Here is a 15,682-nt window from a genome sequence, read left to right as displayed (position 1 = left end):
TATGTCACCGTTCACCGAATACGTGCAACCCCGGATGGGCCGGCTCCTCACCGCGCTCGGCCTCGACGTCGAGTACGAGCGCGCCGAGGGCAACACCCTCCACCACCGCGACGACCAGGGCGACCTGGTCCCGGTCCTGGACCTGATGGGCGGCTACGGCTCCCTGATCCTCGGCCACAACCACCCCGACCTGGTCGCCCACGCCATCGAACTCCTGGGCCGGAACCTGCCCGTGCACGCCCAGTTCTCGCTGCGCGGCGAAGCGGGCCGGCTCGCCGCCGCGCTCAGCGACGTCGTGCGCCGCGAGACCGGCGTCCGGGAGCCGTACGTGGCGACCTTCGGCAACAGCGGAGCCGAGGCCGTCGAGGCCGCCGTCAAACACGCCGAACTCGTCCGCGTACAGCGGGTGTCGGCCCTCGCCGACGAGACCGCCGCGCACACCGAGACCGCCCGCGAGGCCGTCCGCCGGGGCGAGGCCCATCTCGCGGACGACGCGTTCGACCTGCCCGCGCTGCGCGGGAAGGCAGCCGCGGCCGACGGCGTCGACGGGCTGCTCGCCGCGATCGCCGCCCACAACGCGGCGGCCCTCGCCACCCGGCCGCTGTTCCTCGCCCTGGAGCGCTCCTTCCACGGCAAACTCGTCGGCAGCGTCCAGCTGACCTACAACCCCGGCTTCCGCGCACCGTTCCAGCACCTCGGCGCCCGCGTCCGGTTCGTGTCCGCCGACCGCCTCGAACAGGCCGACCAGCTGGACCGGATCGCCGACGACGAGCGGGTCGTGCTGCTCGACACGGAGACCGAGGACGGCCGCGTACGGGTCGTCGAGCGGGAGCTGCCGGTCATCACCGCGTTCCTCGTCGAACCGGTGCAGGGCGAGGGCGGCATCCACGCCCTCACCGCCGAACAGGCCCGCGCCGTCCGGCTGTTCTGCAACCGGGTCGGCACCGCGCTCGTCGTCGACGAGGTGCAGAGCGGCCTGGGACGCTGCGGCGCGTTCCTCGCCTCCTCGCTCGTCGGGCTGCGCGGCGACTACTACACGCTGTCCAAGTCCCTCGGCGGCGGGCTCGCCAAGATCTCCGCGATGCTGGTCCGACGCTCCCTCTACCAGGGCGAGTTCGACGTCATCCACAGCTCGACCTTCGCGATGGACGACTTCTCCTCGTCCGTCGCCCGCAAGGTCGTCGAGCTCCTGGAAGCGTCCGACGGCGCCCTGTACCGCCAGGTCACCGAGCGCGGCGAACGGCTCACCGCCATGCTCCACGACCTCGCGGCGGCCTACCCGGACGTCATCGAAGAGGTCCGCGGCAAGGGCCTGTTCCTCGGCGTGCAGCTGCGCGAACAGCACGAGGCACGCTCGATGGTGCTGCGCGGCACCGCCTACTCCGGCTCCCTCGGCTACCTCATCTCCGGCTATCTGCTGCGCCAGGAACGCATCCGCATCGCCCCCACCGGAAGCGCCGGCAACGTGCTGCGCATCCAGCCCTCCGCCTACCTCACCGACGCCGAGATCGAGCAGCTCCGCGCCGCCCTCGACCGGGTCTGCCGCATCCTGCGCCACGAGGACACCCTGCACCTGGTCCACCCCGCCTCCGACCGCACGATCCCCAAACCCCGCGCGGAGATCCGGGACTTCAGGGGCGCGATCGCCCCGTACGAGGAGGAGCGCGAGCCGCGCCCGGTCAGCGGGCCCGTCCGCAAGGTCGCGTTCGTCAACCACCTGATCACGCCCGCGCATCTGCGGCAGGTCGACCCGGCGCTCGCCGAGCTGAGCGACGCGGCGCTCCGCTCCTTCGTGCTCGGCATGGAGCCCGTGAAGACGGCGGCGCCCTACCCGGGCGTACGCATCGACTCGCCGCTGGGCAGCGCCGTCGAGTTCTGCCTCTACCCGCTGATGGTCGGCTCCGAGCAGATGGGCCGCTACCTGGCCGCCGGCGACGTCGCCGGGATCCGCGCGGACATCGACGAGCGGGTACGGGCCGCCCGCGACGACGGCTGCGACGTGGCCGGGCTCGGGATGTACACCTCCATCGTCACCAACAACTGCACCTCCCTGAAGACCCCCGGCATCGCCCTGACCTCCGGCAACGCCCTGACCGTCGCCATGGGCGTGCAGGCCATGGAGCGCGGCGCCCGGGACCGGGGCCTGACGGTCGCCGACTCGACGTTCGCGGTGGTCGGCGCGGCCGGCAACATCGCCTCCGTGTACAGCCAGCTGTTCGCGGAGCGGCTCAGCCGGATCGTGCTCGTCGGCAGCCGCAGGGACGGCTCGGCCCGCCGCCTTCGCACCACCGTGCACGGCATCTACCAGGAGTGCTGGTCGCGGATCGCGGCCGGCGGCGAGCTGACCGGCATCCCCGCCCGCCTCGCCGAGGAGCCGCTCGTCACCAAGTGGCTCGCGGAGGGCCCGTCCGACGACGACGCCCACCGGGGCGCGGCCATCGCCGCCCACCTGGAGGAGCGGTACGGCACCGACCCGTTCCTCACCGTCACGCAGGACGCGGCCGCCCTCCGCGAGGCGCAGCTCGTGCTGTGCGCGTCCAACAGCCCCGAACCGTTCCTCACCGCCGAGCACTTCGCCCGGGACGCGGTCGTCTGCGACATCGCCGTACCCAACAACGCGGTTCCCGGCCTCACCGACGAGCGGCCCGACCTGGCGTACATGCTCGGCGGCATCGTGGCCACGCCGGGCGGCGAGAGCCTGCACCCGTCGGCGCGCGCCTTCCTGGAGGCGGGCCAGCTGTTCGCCTGCATGGCGGAGACCGCCCTGATGGGCCTCGCCGGCATCGACCGGCACTACTCCTACGGCGACCTGACCCGCCAGCAGGTCATCGACATCGCGGCGTTGGCCGACGCGCACGGACTGCGGCTCGCCGACTACAAGAGCGCTCACTCCGTGTGAGCACCCGGGGCGCCGCGCACGCCCGCGCACCCTCACGCGGACGTACGCGGCGCCCCCCACCTCTCTCCACGTACCGGACCGGAACGGAAGGACAGCACCGCCATGGACTTCGAAGGCCAGGTGGCCCTGGTGACCGGCGGCAGCCGGGGCATCGGCCGCGCCGTCGCCCTCAAACTCGCGCAGGAGGGCTGCGACATCGCCCTCAACTACCGCAGCTCCACCGCCGAGGCCGAGCAGGCCGCCGAGCAGATCGGCAAACTGGGCCGCAGGGTCGAGCTGTTCCAGGGCGACCTCTCCGACCCCGAGGTGCCGCACGCGGTGGTGTCCGGCGTACGCGCCGCCTTCGGGCAGATCGACGTCCTCGTCAACAACGCCGGCATCACCCGCGACGAACTCCTCGTCAACCAGAGCCTCGACGACATCCGGGCCGTCCTGGACACCAACCTGGTCGCCCCGATGCTCACCGTCCAGGCCGTCGCGCCCGCGATGCTCCGGCGACGGTACGGGCGGATCGTCAACCTCTCCTCGTCCGCCGCGTCCAAGCCGGGCCGCGGGCAGTCCAACTACGCGGCGGCCAAGGGCGGTCTGGAGGCGTTCACGAAGGCGATGGCCGTCGAGCTCGCCTCCCGCGGCATCCTCGTCAACGCCGTCGCACCCGGCGTGATCAACACCGACATGACGGACGCCATCCGCAGCCACGGTGAGGACGAGATCATGAGCCGCCTGCTGCTGAAGTCGTACGCCGAACCCGAGACGGTCGCCGACGCCGTGGCGTACCTCGCGAGCCCCCGCAACACGTACACGACGGGCGAGGTCCTGCACGTCGACGGCGGACTGAAGATGGCGTGAGGACGGCCATGACCGACATCGACACCCCACCGCAGCCCGGCGAACTCCCGCTCCCACACGAACTCCCGCTCCCACAGGGCGAGTTCGCGGGCCGGACCGCCGTCGTCACCGGCGCGGCCCAGGGCATCGGCCGTGAAGTGGCCCTGCTCCTGGCCGAGTCCGGCGCCGCCCGCCTGATCCTCGTCGACCGCGACGCGGACCGCCTCGACACGGTCGCCAAGGAGGTGGGCGACCTGGGCGCCGCCGCCGTCCCGCTCGCCGTGGACCTGCGCGAGCGGGACCTCGTACGCGCCCGGCTCCGGGACGCGCTGCGCGCCGCGGGACGCCTCGACATCCTCGTCAACAACGCCGGCGTGGCCGACGAGAACGGGCCCGACGACGAGACGACCTGGCTGCGCGTCCTCGACATCAACCTGCACGGCACGTTCGCGGTCACCGCGGCCTGCCTGGAGCACCTCGCCGACCGGGGCAGGATCGTCAACGTGTCGTCGATCCTCGGCAAGGCCGGCAAGATGCGCAACACCGCCTACTGCGCCTCCAAACACGGCCTGATCGGCTACACCAAGGGCCTCGCCCTCGACCTGGCCGCCCGCGGCATCACCGTCAACGCCGTGCTGCCCGGCTGGATCGACACCCCGATGCTCCGCCGTGAACTCGCCGCCCAGGCCGAGGAGATCGGCGCCGACCCGGCCCGCATGCTGCGCCAGGCCCGCAAGCAGGTGCCGCTGCGCCGGCTCGTCGAGGCACGGGAGGCGGCCGAGCTCATCGCCTTCCTGGCCTCCGACCGCGCGGCCGCGATCACCGCGCAGAGCCTCACCGTGGACGGAGGGTTCACCCGTGGCATGTGACGCTCCCGCCCCGGCGGGCGGTGCTACGACGGCGGTACGGGCCGAACTGCCGCCGCCCGGCCCGTGGTTGCGCCGACTCCGCCCCGGGCCCGTACGTCCCGTGGCCGGGCGCGTGGTCTGCTTCCCGCACGCGGGCGGCGGCGCCGGCACCTACCGTCCGCTGGCCACCGCCGTGGCCGCGGCGGCCCGCGCCGCGGACACCCGGCCGTACGAGACGCTCGCCGTGCAGTACCCCGGCCGCCACGACCGCATCGCCGAGGCCCGGTTGGAGACGCTGAGCGAACTCGCCGCGGGCGCCCACCAGGCGCTGCGCCCGCTCCTCGACCGGCCGCTCACCCTCCTCGGGCACAGCATGGGCGCCCTCGTCGCCTACGAGACGGCCCGCCTCCTGGAACGCGACGGCACACCCCCGGCCCATCTCGTGGTCTCCGGCGCCTGGGCCCCGGACCGGGTGCCCGGCGGCACCGTGCACCTGCGGGACGACGACGCCGTCGTCGACGAGATCCGCCGGATCCAGGGCACCGACCCCCGGCTGCTCGCCGACCGCGGCGTGCTCGCGCCCGCACTGCCCGTCGTACGCAGCGACTACAAGGCCGTGGAGACCTACCGCCACCGGCCGGGCCCGCCCCTGACGACACCGGTCACCGCACTGGTCGGCGACAGCGACCCCCTGGTCGGCGTCGACCAGGCCGCCGCCTGGCGCGACCGCACCACCGCCGCCTTCCGGCTGCGCACGTTCCCCGGCGGCGACCACTTCTATCTGAACCGCCACTGGCCGGAGGTGGCGGAACACCTCGTCGGCACGGGCCTCGCCGACGGCCGGGGCACCGGTCAGCCCGCCGCGCGGTCTCAGCCCGCCGCGCGGTCGAGGTAGGCCGTCACGGCGGCGCGGCTGCGGGTCGCCTCCGCGGAGTTCCGCGACACGGCGGGCAGCATCCTCATCACGGTCCTCAACCTCGGCATCGCCGCCGGCGCGGGCCTGGGAAGCCTGGTGTCCACCTTCGCCGCCCTGCCCCTCCTACCCCTGATCGCGGCAGCGGTCGCGACCCTCGCACTCGTCCCGCTGGTGGTCTTCCGTACCCGCGGACCGTCGGCCGCGACGGACCCGGCCCAGCCGACTCGGGGGAGCGGCGCTGCTTCGGGGCAGAGGGAGGAGGTACGTGCCTGAGAGCGACGGCCGGGCCGCCCGGCGCTCTCGTACGGCTCTCGCCCGGCGGGATGCTGCAACACTGCCGGGATGCCGTCCGCCCGGCAACGTGTCCCACCCGGCGAGCGCCCCCTCGGACAACGGAAACCGCTCCCCGAGGGGCAGACGCCGAACGAAGTACTGGGCTCGACAGCGGCACGGGGTTCGACGGACGGCGTGGCCCGCGTGCACGTCGACCGCTGGGGCGACGGCTCCGCCCACCTCCACTTCTGGCTCCTGGCCCGCCCCGTCGGGCCGGGTCGTGTCTCGGAGGCGGGTGGACCGTCAGCGTCCCACGGGATCCCCGTGAGCCCCGTCCCCCCGCACCATCAGCGCCATGTGCCCGCCCTCGTCCAGCGGCGTCGGAACGGTCAACTCCCGTCGTACGTCCGGCTGTTCGCTGTCGACGAGCAGGACCTCGCCGTGGCCGCCGCGGCTCACCGCGATCAGCGGCCCGCCCGGTGAAGCGGCGATCGCCCGGCGTTGCACCCCGTCCCACGGCGTACCTCCGCGCCGCGGCGCCCCGGCCATCGGCGGCAGCGGCACGCGCGCCACGACCCGGGGCCGCTCCGCGTCCAGGAGGACGAGCTCGTCGCCGTCCGGGTGCACCCGCGCGAACGCCACGCGGTGTGCCGCGACCGCGAGCCGGAAGACCAGGCCGGGCCCCAACTCCACGCTCCCGCCGCCGTGTTCGGCACCACGGTGCGAGCCGTCGAGCGGGTGCCACCAGGCGTGGTTGGTCCACTCCGGCCACGCCTCGGGCGCCGGCGGACCGCCCCGTACGCACGACCACAGCGTGCGGCGCACCGGGTCGAGCCGCAGGTAGTAGCCCCGCCCCTCGACGCCCCAGGGGAGCGGGTCCTCCGCCGTCAGGCCGCCGTCCACGACCCGCGCCCGGTGCACCCCCTCGCCGGTCGCCGCGAACACCCGCCCGTGCACGGGGTCGTGGGCGTCCCCGTGCCCGTCGTCCGGCAGCGGCAGCTCCGCGTCGGGGCGGGCCGGAGGGCAGGCGGGCGGGGACGTGAGGAGCGCGCTGTGGCGGTACGCGGCCAGCGCGCCCGGCTCCCGGTGGCGGAGCACGACCAGCGGGTCGTCGGCGCCGACCACGGTCACGCCGGGCTCGCCGACCCGCGCCCGTACGCGCACCGCGTCCGGGCCGCCCTCCGCGCCGAGGTCGACCACCGTCAGCAGGTCGCTCCACGGCTCCCAGTTGCGGCCGAGCCCGCTGGTCACGGCGAGCCGTCGGCCGCTCGGGTCGGCCGCGAGATGCTCGCCGGGAACGGCCACGGCGGCCCGCGCCTCGACCAGCCCGCCCGGGGCGTCGGCGTCCGTGTCGGAGTCCGCGTCCGCGTCGGCGTCCGCGAACGGCGCCAGGACGACCAGCTCGCCCGCCCGGTCGTCGACGAACGCCGTACGGTCCCCGGGCAGCGCCAGGAAACCCGCGTGCTCCGCCAGGTGCCGGCCGCGCAGCCGCCCTCGTACGCGCCCGTCCGGCAGGTCCAACACGTGGACGACGCCCGCGACTTGGTCGGCGACGAGCAGTCGCTGCTCGCTCGCCGCCGCTGTCCGGGGGTGCGCTTCTGGGGAGGGGGTCACGGGCGGGCTCCTTCGCTCGTCGTCGGCGGCGACACCGGGTTGATTTGAAAATGATTATCATGCTTAATATGCGGCAGTCCGGGGGGACCGCCTCCGGGAGCCGAGTACGAAAGAGCTGCCGATGTCGCGCACTTCGATCAAGCGGGTGCACCGTTGGGTCGCCGCCGCCGTCCTGGGAACCCTCCTCACCGGCTGCGGCACAGCCGCCGAACCCGCCGCGGGCGGAGCCGGCGACGGCAGCGGCGAGCGGACCGACGTGTCGGTGCGGCCCGTGAAGTCCGCGCGCACGATCACCGACCCGCACGGCGAACGCATCACCACGAAGAAGGAGCCGCAGCGGATCGTGTGCCTCGTCGCCCTCTGCGACGACATGCTGGTCGAGCTCGGCCTGGAGCCCGTCGCCACCAACTCCGCGCTCCTCGCCCACCCGAAGTTCCTCGGCAAGAGCCGCGCCGCGAAGATCCCCACCGTGCCGGGCGGGTTCCTCGCGCCCGAGGCCGAGGCGATCCTGCAGCAGAAGCCGGACCTGGTCATCGGACTGAAGGACACGCACGGCAAGTTGGCGCCCGCGCTGAAGGGCGCCACCGCCTTCTGGCCCGTGCAGCCCGACACCTGGCAGGACAGCGTCGGCTACCTGCGGGACCTGGCCGCCCTCACCGGGCGCGGCGCGCAGGCCGAGGCCGCCGAGAAGAAGTTCCGTACGAAACTCGCCCGCGCCGAACGTGCGAAGAGCGAGAAGACCGCGCTCGTCATCTTCGGCAGCGACGAGAACTTCGGCGTCGCCACCCCCGGCAACGACGTCGCCGGCGGCCTCTTCCCGAAGCTCGCCGACTATCCGTGGAAGAACCGCGGCGTCGAGGGCACGTACAGCCTGGAGGAGATCATCGCCCGGGACGTGGACGTGCTGTTCGTCGAGACGATGTCGTTCGGGGACTCCGACGGGAAGCTCTCCGAGAAGCTCGCCAAGAACCCGCTGTGGAAGCAGATCCCGGCCGTCAAGAACGACAAGGTCGTCGAGGTCGACCCCGAGGTGTGGGCGAAGGGGCGCGGCACCCGGTCCCTCTCGCTCGTCCTCGACGAGGCCACGGCCGCGCTGAAGTGAACACCCGTCATATCGCTGTCGCCGCAGGGCTGTTGGTGCTGGTCGCCGGGTGCGCCCTGTGCCTCGGCACGCCGTTCGTGCCGCCGCAGAAGCTGCTCGGCCCGACCGGCGCGGACGCCGTCGTCGTGGCCGAGCTGCGGCTGCCGCGGCTCGTCCTCGCGCTCGTCGCCGGGGCCTGCCTCGGCGCCGCCGGGCTCGTGCTCCAGGAGGCCCTGCGCAACCCGCTCGCCGTACCCGAGATGCTCGGCGTCTCCTCCGGTGCGGCACTCGGTGTGGCCGCCCCCCTCGTCCTGGCGGTCGCCCTGCCCGCCGCCGTGCAGCCGCTCCTCGCCATCGGCGGGGCGCTGCTCGGCGGCGGGCTCACCCTCCTCGCCGCCGGACTCGGCCGCGGCCCCGCCGCCGTCCTGCTGACCGGCGCCGCCGTCGCCGCCGCCCTGCAGGCCGGGCTGCTCGTCCTGATGGTCCTCGCCGACCAGCTCGACCTGCAGCTGATCTACCGCTACCTGCTCGGCAGCCTCTCCGCCCGCACCTGGGACGACGTGACCGGCCTGTGGCCCTGGCTGGTCGTGGCCGTGCCCGCGCTGTTGCTGTGCGCCCCGGTTCTCGCGGTGCTGCGGCTCGGCGACGACGACGCGCAGGCCCTCGGCGTACGCGCCGGACGGGCCCGCGTCGGCGCCCTGTTCGTGGCCGTCGTCCTGATCGCCCCGGTGGTCGCGGTGTGCGGGCCGGTCGCCTGGGTCGGATTCCTCGCCCCGCACCTGGCCCGACGGCTGCACCCCGACGCCACGGCGGTCGGCTGGCTCCCGTGGGCCGCCGCGTACGGCGCGCTCGTCGTGGCCTGCGCCGACCTGCCCGCCCGCCTCGCCCTCGCCCCGACCGAGACCCCCGTCGGCGCCTGGACGGCCCTGCTCGGCGTGCCGGTCGGGGTGGCGATGCTGCGGACGCGCGGACGCGGCAGGGACGGCCGCCACGGGGACGAAGACCGTACGACCGGTATGACGGGACGCGCGCCGGACGGCACCGCGCAGCCGACCGCACTCGCCCCGGCCGACGGAGGTGTCCGCTCATGAGGCCTCCGGTCATGACACGCACACGCTTCCGTACGGGGCCCCGCCGCCCGGGGCGGGCGTTCCTCGTCCTCGCCGCCGCCCTCCTTCTCGCCGCCGTCGCCGCGCTGCTCGCCGGGCGGGCCGTGTCGCCGGGTGCGGTGTGGCGGATCGTCGGCGGGGCCGAGGGCGCGGTCGATCCGACGGCGCGGCACATCGTGCTCCAACTCCGGCTTCCCCGGCTGCTCGTGGCCCTCGGCGCCGGTGCGTGCCTGGGGATCGCCGGGCTCGTCCTGCAGTCGGCGCTGCGCAACCCCCTCGCCGGACCCGAGGTCACCGGGGTCACGCCCGGCGCGGTGCTCGGCGCGGTCACCGCCACCGGGCTCGGGCTCGCCGGCTGGCAGTCCCCGGCCGCCGTGGTCGCCGCCGCGTGCCTCGGCGGGTTCGCCGGGGCCGGGCTGCTGTGGGTGCTCGCGGGCCGCGACCGGGGCGACCCGGAGCAGACGGCCGTGTACGGGGTGCTCGTGTCGGCCGTGCTCGCCGGGCTCACCGCGATGGTGCTGCTGGTGGCGCCCGGTGAACTCGGCAGCGTCGTCCAGTGGTTGGTCGGCTCCACCGAGGGCCGGGTCTGGGAGCACTGGCGGCTGCTGTGGCCCTGGGCCCTGTGCTGGGCCGTCGCCGCCTGGCTGCTCGCCGGGCCGCTGACGCTGCTGCGCTGCGGCGACGAGCAGGCCGCCGCGGCGGGCCTGGCGACCGGCCGCACCCGTGCCGCCGCCCTGGTGTGCGCGGTGGCACTGACGGCGGGCGCGGTGTCGGTGGTCGGTGCGCTCGGCTTCGTCGGGCTGCTCGTACCGCATCTCGCCGTGGCCCTGTTCGGAGCCGAGCTCCGCGTCGGACTGCCCGGCGCCGCGCTGCTCGGCGCGCTCGTGGTGTGCGGCGCCGACGCGGTGGCCCAGGGCGCCTCGCAGGTCCTCGCCGGGGTCCTGCAATCCGACCGGCTCGTGCTGCCGACCGGCGCCGTGACGACCTTCGCCGGCGCGGCGCTGCTGCTCCTCGCGGTCCGCCGCACGGCCCGTACGCCGAGTTGAACTCCCCTATCCCATCCGCGAGTTGGCGTGCCTCCGCTGCCCGCCCGCCCCGTTCCCCGAGGAGGGACATGACGCACCCGACGGTCTCCGCCTCCGCACCCGCGTCCACGACACCCGGACGACCCCCGCAGCCTTCGGCCGGCGAACGCGGCGAAGCGCTGCGCGTGGAAGGGGTGCGCTTCGGCTACCCGGGCAGGCCGCCCGTGCTCGACGGCGTCGATCTCCGCGTCGCCCGGGGCGAGTTGACCGCACTCGTCGGCCTGAACGGCTGCGGCAAGAGCACTCTGCTGCGGATCATGGCGGGCCTGCTCCGGCCGGACTCCGGTGACGTCCTGATCGGCGGCGAGCGCCTGGCCCGGATGCCGCGCCGCGCCGCCGCTCGCAGAGTCGCCCTGCTCCACCAGTCCGCCCCGTCCGTACCGGGCATGACGGTACGTCAACTCGTACGGCAGGGGCGGTACGCGGCGCGCGGCCCGCTCGGCATGCTGCGCGACGGCGACGACGCGGCCTGCCGGCAGGCCCTCGCCGACGTGGGCGTGGCCGACTGGGGCGCCCGGCAGGTGGACACGCTGTCCGGCGGCGAGCGCCAACGGGTGCGCCTGGCCATGGCGTTGGCGCAGGACACGCCCGTACTGCTGCTCGACGAGCCGACCACGTACCTCGATCTGCGGCACCAGCTGGAGGTGCTGCAGACGGTGGTGCGGCTGCGGGACGAGCGGGCCCTGACCGTGGTCATGGTGCTGCACGACCTCGCCCATGCCGCGCGTTTCGCCGAGCGGATCGTCGCGCTGCGCGAGGGCCGGGTCGCGGCCGACGGGCCGCCCGCCGAGGTCGTCACGCCCGCGCTGCTCGCCGAAGTCCTCGGCGTGGCCGGGCGGGTGGGACGCGATCCGGAAGGGGGCTGGCCGGTGTGTTACCCGGATCACCCTCTGCCCGCCCCCACCTCTCTTGTTAAATGACAATCGTTTTCATTAAGGTCTTCGGTGTGACCCCGGAAAGGGGTCGCGGCCACCACCGAGGCCGTGCGGTACGCGTACGGCCGTGATCAGGAAGGGCTCAACTCATGGACCAGGAAAAGGTGTTCACGCCCATCGCCGAGCAGGGTCAGCTGGCGCACCTGTCCGCGACCCACTCCAACGCCCTCGTCGAGAACCCCTTCGACGACGGCGAGGAGTAACAGCGCCGCGGGGCCCGTCCGGAACGGCGGTTCCGGGCGGGCCCCGCACCGTTCCGCCCCCCCCGCGCAGCCACCCGCCCCTTCCCCGAGCCGACCGCCCGACCACCTTGGAGCACCTCCCCATGAACCCCAGCCGACTCGCCCCCGGCGTCAGCCTCGTCGCCGTACCGGGCCAGGGCCTCGCCGTCCGCACGGCCGACGGCGAGTTCCTGCGGGTCGGCACCGGTGACGTACCCGAGAGCGCGCTGTGGGAGCGGCTCGGCGGGGCGGCGGGCGAGGACGCGTCGGACGGTGAACTCGACGCGCTGGTCGGGGCGTTCGAGCGCGCGGGGTATCTGCGGCCGCAGGAGGACCCGGCGACGCCCTCCGGGCCGCTGTCCGTCCTGCTCGTCGGCGCCCCCGCCCTCACCGGCCCGCTCGCCGCGCTGCTCGTCGACAGCGGTACGAGGGTGCGTACGGGCACGGCCGACGAGATCGCGGGCGCCGTGGCGGGCGAAGTGGTCGTGTGGTGTCTCGACGGGCCCGTGCCCAGGGGGAGTTGGGACGAGGCCGACCGGCTGCCGGCGCGTGGCGTCGGCTGGCTGCGCTGCCACCGCGAGGGACACCAGCTGTGGATCGAGCCCCTCGCCCTGACCGCCCGCGACGTCACCTCCGCGCACGTACGGGCCCGCCGCCTCGCCGCCACCCCCGCCCACCGCGAACTCGCCGCGTACTGGGAGGGCGGCGACCGGCGCATCGACGGCGAGGCCCAACTCCCGCCCGCCGGGGCCGCGTTGGCCGCAGCACTGCTCGCCGCCGACCTCGACGCCCACGCCCACGGCAGCCCCCGCACCCGCCGCCTGCGCCGCGTCGACCTGCGCGACCTCAGCGTCACCGAGCACGTCGTGCTGCCCGTACCGGACGTGGCGCCGATGCCCGACACGCTGCCCGCACCCCGTACGACCCCGCAGCCCGAGCGGACCACCGCATGACCGACACCACCACCCGGCCCGCCGAAGCCGCAGGCCCCGCCCGGCGGGCCACCGTGCGGGCCACGCTGCTCGCCGCGCCCGACGGCACCGCCCTCGCCGCCGACCTCGCCCTGCCCGCCGGACCGGGACCGTTCCCGGCCGTGCTGATCCGCACCCCGTACGACCGCCGCAGGCACCGCTCCGAGCTGCGGGCCTGGGCCGGGCGCGGGTTCGCCGCGGTCTCCCAGGACGTGCGGGGGAGGCACGGCTCGCAAGGGAGCTGGCGGCCGTACCGCGACGAGGCGGGCGACGGCGGCGCGGCGCTCGGCTGGATCCGGCGGCAGCCCTGGTCCGACGGGCGGGTCCTCGCCTCCGGTGCGTCGTACGGGGCGCACTGCGCGCTGGCCCTCGCCGACGGTCCGGAGCGCGCCGACGCCGTCATCGCCGCCGTACCCGCCCTCGGGCCCGCCGAGACGGCGCGGGAGGCGGGCGGGCCGGAGCGGCTGTACGCGCGGGCCGGCTGGTGGGCCGCGCACGGGGACCGGCCCGACTCCGACGAGGCGGCCCTCGACCGCGCCCTGCACGCCGACCCGGCGCTCCTGGAGCACCTGCCGCTGCGCACCCTGCCCGACCGGCTCGGCCGCCCCCTGCCGTCCTGGCCCGGCCTGTGGGCCGACCACAACCCCTACCAAGTCCCCGCCGACGGCGTGCCGTTGCTCGCGGTGGGCGGCACGCACGACCCGTTCGCCGAGGACACGCTGCGGCTGTGGCGCGCCTGGAACGGCCCGGCCCGCCTGCTGCTCGGCCCCTGGGGCCACGCCCTCACCGCCGACCCCGGCGCGGACGCCCGCCCCGCCCACAAGGTCGGCCTCGGCGGGCTGTACGTCGCCTGGGCGCGGGCCGCACTCGACGGCGCCCTGAGCGCGGGGCGGGGCGGCGTCGTCGGTCTCGGCTGCTCCGAACTCTGGCTGCCGGCACGGGAGTTGTGCGACGAGCCGACCTCGTACGGCCTGGCCGGGATGAAGCTGCTGCGCGGGCCCGCCTTCCGGGCCGACCCCGCCCGGCCGGTGCGCTCCGACCGGCTCGACGTGCCGCGGACCGGCGCCCCCGACCGCTGTCTGCTCGTCACGCCGCCGCTGCCCCGCCCCCTCGACCTGCTCGGGCGCGCCGCGGCACGGCTCCGGGTCACGGCCGACACGCCGTGCGCCGACTGGGTCGTACGCGTCGTCGCCGTCACCGTCGACGACACCGCCGAGCCGCTGGCCACCGGCATCGCCCGGGAGTCGGAGCCGACTTCCGGTGGTTTCCGGGAAGTCGAGGTCGGCCTCGGGCATGTCGCGCGGCGGCTGCCGGCCGGGACGCGGCTGCGCGTCGAGGTCGCCGGACACCACTTCCCGGCGCACGCCCGCAACCCGCACACAGGCGAGGACCCCGTCACCGCGACCCGGCTGCTGCCGTCCGAGCGGACCGTCGACCTCGGCGCGAGCGCGCTGCTGCTGCCCGTCGTGCCGCCCCGCCACCTCACCCACGCCGCCACGCCGCACCAGGAGCTCCGCCGATGACCGTGCTGCCGCCCGACGCCCTCGTCGACCCCGTGTGCGGCATCGTCCGCCGCGTCGCCCCCGTCGACCACCCCGCCGGGGCCCCGGCCCGCTACACCGCCATGACCGCCGACGTCGCCGACGCCCGCCGCCTCGGCCTCTGGCCCGCCGACCGCGTCGCCCTCGGCACCACCTTCGGCGACCCCGACGGCGCCAGGATCGCCGCGATCGCCGAGGCCGTGGAGCGCTACTGCGGCAACCGGGTGCCCCCGCCCGGCCACCCCGACGAGCCGCTCCGCGCCACCGCCCGGCAGCTCACCGCACGGGGCCTGAACCTGTACGGGCCCGGCGAGCTGCCCGCGTACGCCGACTGGCAGTACGCCCGCGAGCGGTTCCCGTACGAGCCGTTCACCGCCGACACGCCCGCCCTGTGGGCCCGCGGGCACGAACTCGGCAGGGACGGCGGCGGCACCGAGTGCTGGGCGCCGGTCGCGCTCACGCACCTCAACTGGCGGCAGGGCGCGCTGCGTTCACTGCCCCGCACCCACCACCTCAACTACGCGGGCATCGCCACCGGGCAGGGCTTCGACGACGCCGTGGAGCGCGGACTCCTCGAAGTCGTCGAACGCGACGCGCTCGAACTGTGGTGGCACCTCGACGGCCCCACCCGCGGCATCGACCCCGACAGCGTGCCCGGACTGCGCGCCGACCTCGCCGGGTGCGGGCTCGACGTGTGGATCGTGCAGATGCCGTCCGAGTTCGCGCCCTGCATGGCCGCCCTCGCCCACGACCCGCGGCGCGGCCTCTACGCCGCCGGGTTCGCCTGCCGCCACGACCCGGCCGAGGCCGCCCGCAAGGCCGTCCTCGAAGCCGTGCACACCTGGGTGTTCACGCAGGGCCTCACCGAACCCGACGGCTGGGTGTTCCGCGCCGTCGACGCCGGCATGCTCGCCCGCGGCCTCTACCTCGACCACCGCCCCGACCGCCGCTACCTCGACGACTGCGGTCCGCAGTTCGAGGCCGTACGGGACCTCGGCGCGCACGTGCAGGTGTGGCTCGACGAGCGCGCCGCGCCCCTCGCCGCGCGCTTCACCCGGCCCGCCGAGGGCGTCGTCCCCGTCGACGCCGTGCCGCACGGCAGCCGCGCCCGGCTCGACAGGGCGCTCGCGGACGGCGGTCACCGCGTCCTCGCCTTCGACCTGACCACCGAGGACGTCGCCGAGACCGCGCTGCGCGTCGCCCGCGTCCTGGTCTCCGGGCTCGTCCCGAACGCCCCCGCGGCCTTCGCGTACCTCGGCAACCCCCGCTTCGGCGAGGCCGCCCTCGCACGCGGCTGGCGCACCCAAGTCCCGTACGCCCCGGGGGACTTCACGCTCGCGCCGCCGCCGCACATGTGAGGA

The 15,682-nt window shown here is 75.3% G+C and carries 13 protein-coding genes; 12 read left to right on the top strand and 1 reads right to left on the bottom strand.

Annotated elements, in window-relative coordinates; all coding sequences use genetic code 11:
- Position 1 precedes the first annotated feature (1 nt).
- The 4 genes from ACIDOF_RS10370 to ACIDOF_RS10355 all read left to right on the top strand — a co-directional run bounded on the left by ACIDOF_RS10370 (position 2) and on the right by ACIDOF_RS10355 (position 5,470).
- The gene (locus ACIDOF_RS10370) at positions 2-2,899 is read left to right on the top strand and encodes an aminotransferase class III-fold pyridoxal phosphate-dependent enzyme (RefSeq protein ID WP_409005477.1); all 2,898 of its coding nucleotides are present in this window, start codon (positions 2-4) and stop codon (positions 2,897-2,899) included.
- A 102-nt stretch (positions 2,900-3,001) separates the two neighbouring features.
- Complete coding sequence (locus ACIDOF_RS10365; RefSeq protein WP_409005476.1) at positions 3,002-3,748, top strand: 3-oxoacyl-ACP reductase family protein; 747 nt, start codon at positions 3,002-3,004, stop codon at positions 3,746-3,748.
- Between the two features lie 8 nt (positions 3,749-3,756).
- The gene (locus ACIDOF_RS10360) at positions 3,757-4,596 is read left to right on the top strand and encodes an SDR family NAD(P)-dependent oxidoreductase (protein WP_409005475.1); all 840 of its coding nucleotides are present in this window, start codon (positions 3,757-3,759) and stop codon (positions 4,594-4,596) included.
- Positions 4,586-5,470, top strand: a complete 885-nt coding sequence (locus ACIDOF_RS10355; RefSeq protein ID WP_409005474.1) for a thioesterase II family protein — start codon at positions 4,586-4,588, stop codon at positions 5,468-5,470. The genes ACIDOF_RS10360 and ACIDOF_RS10355 overlap by 11 nt, the downstream gene beginning before the upstream one ends.
- Before the next feature lie 597 nt (positions 5,471-6,067).
- Here ACIDOF_RS10355 and ACIDOF_RS10350 read toward each other — a convergent pair.
- Positions 6,068-7,378, bottom strand: coding sequence for a hypothetical protein (locus tag ACIDOF_RS10350; RefSeq protein WP_409005473.1), 1,311 nt, complete (start codon positions 7,376-7,378; stop codon positions 6,068-6,070).
- Positions 7,379-7,499: 121 nt separating this feature from the next.
- On the opposite strand from ACIDOF_RS10350, the gene ACIDOF_RS10345 reads away from it, so the two are divergent.
- From ACIDOF_RS10345 to ACIDOF_RS10310, 8 genes are all read left to right on the top strand, one after another.
- Entirely contained in the window at positions 7,500-8,480 is a 981-nt protein-coding gene (locus tag ACIDOF_RS10345; RefSeq protein WP_409005472.1) for an ABC transporter substrate-binding protein, read from the top strand.
- Complete coding sequence (locus ACIDOF_RS10340; protein WP_409005471.1) at positions 8,477-9,550, top strand: FecCD family ABC transporter permease; 1,074 nt, start codon at positions 8,477-8,479, stop codon at positions 9,548-9,550. The genes ACIDOF_RS10345 and ACIDOF_RS10340 overlap by 4 nt, the downstream gene beginning before the upstream one ends.
- Positions 9,551-9,561: 11 nt before the next feature.
- Positions 9,562-10,614, top strand: a complete 1,053-nt coding sequence (locus tag ACIDOF_RS10335; protein WP_409005470.1) for a FecCD family ABC transporter permease — start codon at positions 9,562-9,564, stop codon at positions 10,612-10,614.
- 68 nt (positions 10,615-10,682) lie between these two features.
- Positions 10,683-11,573, top strand: a complete 891-nt coding sequence (locus ACIDOF_RS10330; RefSeq protein WP_409005469.1) for an ABC transporter ATP-binding protein — start codon at positions 10,683-10,685, stop codon at positions 11,571-11,573.
- 104 nt (positions 11,574-11,677) lie between these two features.
- Positions 11,678-11,791, top strand: coding sequence for a streptamidine family RiPP (gene amiA, locus ACIDOF_RS10325; protein WP_267904559.1), 114 nt, complete (start codon positions 11,678-11,680; stop codon positions 11,789-11,791).
- Positions 11,792-11,913: 122 nt separating this feature from the next.
- Positions 11,914-12,762 carry a hypothetical protein gene (locus tag ACIDOF_RS10320; protein ID WP_409005468.1) on the top strand — a complete coding sequence of 283 codons (849 nt, stop codon included), beginning with the start codon at positions 11,914-11,916 and terminating at the stop codon, positions 12,760-12,762.
- Entirely contained in the window at positions 12,759-14,303 is a 1,545-nt protein-coding gene (locus tag ACIDOF_RS10315; RefSeq protein ID WP_409005467.1) for a CocE/NonD family hydrolase, read from the top strand. The genes ACIDOF_RS10320 and ACIDOF_RS10315 overlap by 4 nt, the downstream gene beginning before the upstream one ends.
- Complete coding sequence (locus ACIDOF_RS10310; protein WP_409005466.1) at positions 14,300-15,679, top strand: YcaO-like family protein; 1,380 nt, start codon at positions 14,300-14,302, stop codon at positions 15,677-15,679. The genes ACIDOF_RS10315 and ACIDOF_RS10310 overlap by 4 nt, the downstream gene beginning before the upstream one ends.
- Positions 15,680-15,682 lie beyond the last annotated feature (3 nt).

The organism is Streptomyces sp. Da 82-17, from assembly GCF_046098215.1.
In the GTDB taxonomy this organism is placed as follows: Bacteria; Actinomycetota; Actinomycetes; order Streptomycetales; family Streptomycetaceae; genus Streptomyces.
The sequence above is the reverse complement of the archived record's forward strand: the minus strand, read 5'-3'. Positions and strand labels throughout refer to the sequence as shown.